8 protein-coding genes and 1 tRNA gene are annotated in these 4,889 nt (G+C 60.3%); 6 read left to right on the top strand and 3 right to left on the bottom strand.

What is annotated here, in order from left to right; all coding sequences use genetic code 11:
* Positions 1-798: ACT domain-containing protein (locus tag AC1D0Z_RS16040; protein WP_477659217.1), on the top strand; the 798-nt coding region annotated here is incomplete at its 5' end.
* Here AC1D0Z_RS16040 and greB read toward each other — a convergent pair.
* The 3 genes from greB to AC1D0Z_RS16025 all read right to left on the bottom strand — a co-directional run bounded on the left by greB (position 795) and on the right by AC1D0Z_RS16025 (position 1,928).
* On the bottom strand, positions 795-1,361 hold the full coding sequence (gene greB / locus AC1D0Z_RS16035; RefSeq protein ID WP_477659216.1) for a transcription elongation factor GreB: 567 nt from the start codon (positions 1,359-1,361) through the stop codon (positions 795-797). The two genes, AC1D0Z_RS16040 and greB, sit on opposite strands and share 4 nt — an antisense overlap.
* 44 nt (positions 1,362-1,405) lie before the next feature.
* Positions 1,406-1,660, bottom strand: a complete 255-nt coding sequence (locus AC1D0Z_RS16030; RefSeq protein WP_477659215.1) for a hypothetical protein — start codon at positions 1,658-1,660, stop codon at positions 1,406-1,408.
* A gap of 191 nt (positions 1,661-1,851) precedes the next feature.
* Positions 1,852-1,928 (bottom strand) — tRNA-Arg (locus AC1D0Z_RS16025).
* Between the two features lie 597 nt (positions 1,929-2,525).
* On the opposite strand from AC1D0Z_RS16025, the gene AC1D0Z_RS16020 reads away from it, so the two are divergent.
* From AC1D0Z_RS16020 to AC1D0Z_RS16000, 5 genes are all read left to right on the top strand, one after another.
* Entirely contained in the window at positions 2,526-3,209 is a 684-nt protein-coding gene (locus AC1D0Z_RS16020; protein WP_477659214.1) for a hypothetical protein, read from the top strand.
* Positions 3,206-3,751, top strand: coding sequence for a GTP-binding protein (locus tag AC1D0Z_RS16015; protein ID WP_477659213.1), 546 nt, complete (start codon positions 3,206-3,208; stop codon positions 3,749-3,751). Before AC1D0Z_RS16020 ends, AC1D0Z_RS16015 begins: the two co-directional genes overlap by 4 nt.
* A complete protein-coding gene (locus tag AC1D0Z_RS16010; RefSeq protein ID WP_477659212.1) occupies positions 3,748-4,134 on the top strand; it encodes a roadblock/LC7 domain-containing protein in 387 nt (128 codons plus the stop codon). The genes AC1D0Z_RS16015 and AC1D0Z_RS16010 overlap by 4 nt, the downstream gene beginning before the upstream one ends.
* Complete coding sequence (locus tag AC1D0Z_RS16005) at positions 4,131-4,493, top strand: roadblock/LC7 domain-containing protein (protein WP_477659211.1); 363 nt, start codon at positions 4,131-4,133, stop codon at positions 4,491-4,493. The genes AC1D0Z_RS16010 and AC1D0Z_RS16005 overlap by 4 nt, the downstream gene beginning before the upstream one ends.
* Positions 4,494-4,572: 79 nt before the next feature.
* The coding region (locus AC1D0Z_RS16000; RefSeq protein WP_477659210.1) for a hypothetical protein at positions 4,573-4,889 on the top strand (317 nt) is incomplete at its 3' end.

The following is a 4,889-nucleotide window of genomic DNA, read 5'->3' as shown; positions in this document are numbered from 1 at the left end:
GGCAAAGCCCGCTCCAAAATACGTCACCACCTGAAAACCATGGCCCTTTCCGAGTCGCAGGACCTGGGCGAAAAAATGCTCGCCCAGGCGCTGCGCGCCGAGGGCATCGAACGCGAACGCTTGCCCGATGATGATGAGGCTCATCACGCCACCTGGGAAAAGATCCTGCGTTTTACCGGCAACCGGTCACGTGCTGATCTGCTGACCGATATCGGGTTGGGCAAACGGATCGCCAGTATGGTGGCCAAGCGCATCGTCACCCTGCTTGCTGAAACCGGTGAAAAACCCAACGCCCTGCTCATGAGCCGTGAGCGCTACACCGCCCATGAGTCAGTGTCACAAGGTGCGCTGGTGATCGACGGAAGTGAAGGCGCTTCCGTGCAGTTTGCGCCCTGCTGCCGCCCTATTCCCGGTGATGGCATCGTGGGCTACCTGGGCCGCGGAGAAGGCCTGGTGATACATACCGATGACTGCGCTGTGGCAAAACGCCTGCAGCACCGGGACAGCGAGCGCTTTATCGCCGTGGACTGGTCAGACGAGCCGGTGCGCACCTTTGAAACAAACCTCCTTGTCACCGTCTCGAACGGGAAAGGGGTTCTGGCACGTGTTGCAGCGGCACTGGCCAGCGCCGAAGCGGACATTACCCATGTAGACATGGGGCAAGAGCCTTCGCATGACGCCACGGACCTGCGCTTTGGCGTGGCCGTGCGCGATCGCATCCACCTGGCGTCAGCCTTGCGCAGCGTGAAGCGCACGCCTTCCGTGCTGCGGGTGCAACGCGCCAAATCGTCCGGTTAATTGGCTGCCGACTTGTCCGGCGCGGGGTAGTCCACTTTCAGCACTTCAAGCGTCTGCACACCTTGCGGGGTTACAAGACTCACCTCGTCGCCGACACGCGATTTAAGCAGTGCTCTGGCGACGGGAGATATCCAGCTGATTTGCCCGAGGGCGCTGTTGGCTTCATCAATGCCGAGAATGGTCACGACCCGCTCGGCTCCTTCGCCATCGGCATAGGTCACCGTCGCGCCGAAAAACACCTGATCGCGGCCGTGGTGCACCGACGGGTTGCTGACTTCCGCAATTTCCAGTCTTTGCGTCAAAAACCGGATTCGGCGGTCAATTTCCCGCAGCCGCTTTTTGCCGTAGTGGTAGTCGCCGTTTTCGGAGCGGTCCCCGTTGCTTGCGGCCCAATGGACAATTTCCACCATTTTGGGGCGCTCGTTGTCGATCAGGTCGAGAAGTTCGCTGCGCAGGTGCTCATAGCCCTGGGGGGTTATGTAGTTCTTCCCGCCCGCGGGCACAGGAGCAAGCGCCGGCTCATCGTCCTCCGGCTCGGTTTCTTTGGTGAAGGCTTTATTCATGTTCCGGCCACCATAGCATCCACGGCGGCCAGCTGCGAATACGCCTAAAAATCTTCCATTTTCAGCACAAGGGGATTTTCGGGGGTGTAACTCACACCGGCTACGACCATGTCGGCGGCCCGGGCATGAATCATCTCGGCATCCTGTTCATAGGCTTTTTTCAGGGAACCCGGCCCTGGCACGGCGCCGAAGAATTCCTCCATCGCCTCGCGGGAAATCCTGACGGGAATGGTGCCCCCTGCATACGACAAGCCGAAACTGAGCCACTCGCCGTGGTCCTCAACATTCTGTGATCCCATGGTTCTCCTCCGGAATTAGGCTTCCAGAATAGCGGAGCTCTTGCTGGGCGTACAGCCCGTCCGGCGCCGTCCAGCCCCAGGAAAACCACTATCGCGCAGGATAGCAATGAAAACTGCCTACAAATGCCACGCGAAAAAGAAAATAGCCTGGAGGGGTAAGCCTCCAGGCTATTGAAATCACTTTAAAAAAGTGGTGCGGCTGGCAGGAATTGAACCCACGACCCCTTGGTTCGTAGCCAAGTACTCTATCCAACTGAGCTACAGCCGCTAAGCCTCAAATTATAGCTTATTTAAATGGAAGGGCGCGAGTGACTTGAACACTCGACCACAGGACTATGAGAACCGGTAGATGCGGCGTCACTTTTTTAGTTGAAGAAACGCAAAGTATTTGTCAGGTCCGGCTGTGCCGTTCTACAGACCGAGGCTATCGAACCGCTTAGGGGTTAGTGCCTTCTTTTAAACACGTCCAGCAAGTCATGCTGAGCCCGACCGGACCGGCATCCAAAGTTTAAGCGACGGTTTTCTTTACCCAGCCTTCATCCCGCGCCGGTCTCCGATTCGGGCCGTGCAAGGTCTACTTGCGGGCGACCAAGCATCAATTCGACATGGAAATTACCTTCCGGCGTCGCATGCCAGACACAGTGAGCCAAAAAAAGGAAAAAGGAAAAAGGGAATCGGGTTGGGCCATGGCCGTGTGGGCAGCAGTGTTGCCAAGCGGGACGCGCCACGCCGCGTGATTAATGTCACAAAACTGTCAGCACACTTACTAATTCCTGCACATGCCGCCAAAAGTCATTTACATTTAGAAACATAACTACTATAAAACTAACGGAATCCTATTAAAACTAATCATAAAGAACGAACCATGATTATCGGCGTCGAGGGTTTGTCAGCAGCGGAAGTCGGCCTGCTGCGGACCATTGTGAAGCTCAGCACGCAGCTGGTGGTCGACTGGACCCTGAGTGAGCAAGGCTACTGCGACGTGCTGTTGACGACGCTTCCCGTCCCACGGCAGCGTGTTTGTGCCAGCCCCGAAGCCCGGATCGTGGTGCCCATCGTGCGGCGTGGGGAAAACACCGGCGGCGAGTGTCTTGAGCGGCCGTTCAGGGCGGAAGATTTTGTAGCCTTGCTGGGGCGCCTTGCGCCGGCCTTAAAGGTCAACACCCAGCTGGCGCACCGGCTTGAAAATGCCCCGGCAGCCGCGACGCCCACCAACAGGCGAGGCCGCCTGAAGCGCTGGCCACCGTCCTCTCTGATCGGCTCCAGCCGAGAACGCATCCAGCTGGCGACGCTACTGTCGCGGCGGTCACGGTCGGCGCATGAGCTCAGCACAATGGCCGGATGCTCCGAATCGGCGTGCGGCGCCTTCATGGTGGAGCTGGAGCAACACAATTTGCTGAGCTGGGAAATGCCCGCGCAGGCCGAACCAGCCCGGCAGGCGGCGCCGACCTTGGCCGCTGGCGCGAGCGAAGACCGTGGCGCATCCGGTTTGCTCAGCAGCATACGGCGCCGCCTGGGCCTGAGCTGGAACAGCCGGAGCGCCGGATGAGGGAATACAAGATTGTTTTCACCGGCACCATGGGGGCCGGCAAAACCACAGCGATCGCAGCTATCAGCGAGACGCCGCCGGTGGTCACTGACGTGGCGAACAACGACGCGTCGCACGCCAAGGCAAGAACGACGGTCGGGCTGGACTTCGGCCAGCTGACGCTGGACACCGGCGACAGGCTGCGCCTGTTCGGCACGCCGGGCCAGGCGCGCTTTGACTTCATGTGGCGCATCCTGGCGCAAAACGCACTGGGCATCATCATCCTGATCGACAACTCCAGGCCTGACCCTCTCGCCGACCTCGATGGCTACCTCGAGGGCTTTTCCGACGTGCTGGCGCACACCCCCTGCACGGTGGGCGTCGGAAGAACGGACACGCACCCACAGCCGGGCCTGGACGCCTATTCGGCCCGGCTGGAGCAGCACGGGCTGGTGCTGCCGGTGCTGGCCGTGGACGTGCGCCAACGCGAGGACGTGACGCTGCTGATAGACACCCTGCTGTCGCAGGTGGAATCTTCAATCATGGGAGATGAAGCAACATGACGATGCTGAACGAGAAGGTCCGCAACGCGGCCCAGGACCAGGCGCGCAAGATGCTTGAAGAGGTGACCGGCGTGATGGCCGTGGTGGTCGCCACAACCGATGGCTTCGATATCGCCAGCGCCGTGACGCGGGACATCGACCCGGTGCGGGTGGCGGCGCTGGCGAGCTCGATCTCGGCCATCGGGGCCGTGGTGTCGCAGGAGGCCCGTCTGGGCCGCAACCGCAGCGTCACGATCAACACCGATGCCGGCTTTGCCTTTCTGAGCGCGGTCGGCCGCATGGACGTGAACCTCGTGGTGAACGTCATCGCCAACGAGCACGCCATCCTCGGGCAGGTCGCCTATCGTTCAGTCGAGTTCGTCAAGGTACTGGAAGCCGCGTGAACACGCAGCACGTTTCCGCCGAACTGGCGAGCATGGCCAATACACCGGGCGTGAACGCCTGTGCGCTCGTCGATTCGGCCACGGGCATGGTGTACCTGTCCGCCGGCACCCACCCCCAGATTGATTCGATCGCCGAGGCGGCGAGCGACTACTGGCGCCTGCACGAGCGCAGCGGCAGCCCCTTCCTCAACATGGGGCCGCTGCAGGCGATCTCGATGATCCACAAGGACGGTGTTTTAAGCCTGATGCCGTGCGGCAAGGGTATCGTAATGGCGACTTTGTCCGAGCGCATGGCGCTGGACATGGCCGACTGGTTCAGGAAGGTCGGCCGGCTCGGCCGATTAATAGGCCAAGGATGAATTCAATGGACACGGGGACGGTGGCGCGCATGTCTTTCCTGTATCCCCTTTCAGAGCATGCGCGTGAGGACTTACCAACATGGCTACCATCAAACAATCTCTCGACGAACTTCTGACACTGGACGGGGCGCTGTGCGCTGCCGTCGTCGACTCCTCCAGCGGCATGATGCTGGGCTCGGCCGGTACAGGGGTGGACCTGGAAGTGGCCGCTGCCGGCAACACGGAAGTCATGCGCGCCAAGCTCAAGACCATGCGTTCGCTGGGCCTGAACGACGTGATCGAAGACATCCTGATCACGCTGGGCAAGCAATACCACCTGATTCGCCCGCTCTCGCGCAAGGAAGGTGTTTTTATCTACTTCGTACTGGACAAGGCCAAATCCAACCTGGCCATTGC

The sequence above is a fragment of the Polaromonas sp. P1_E3 genome, assembly GCF_056405935.1.
Note: the sequence above shows the minus strand (reverse complement) of the source record. Positions and strands in the feature narration are given on the sequence as shown.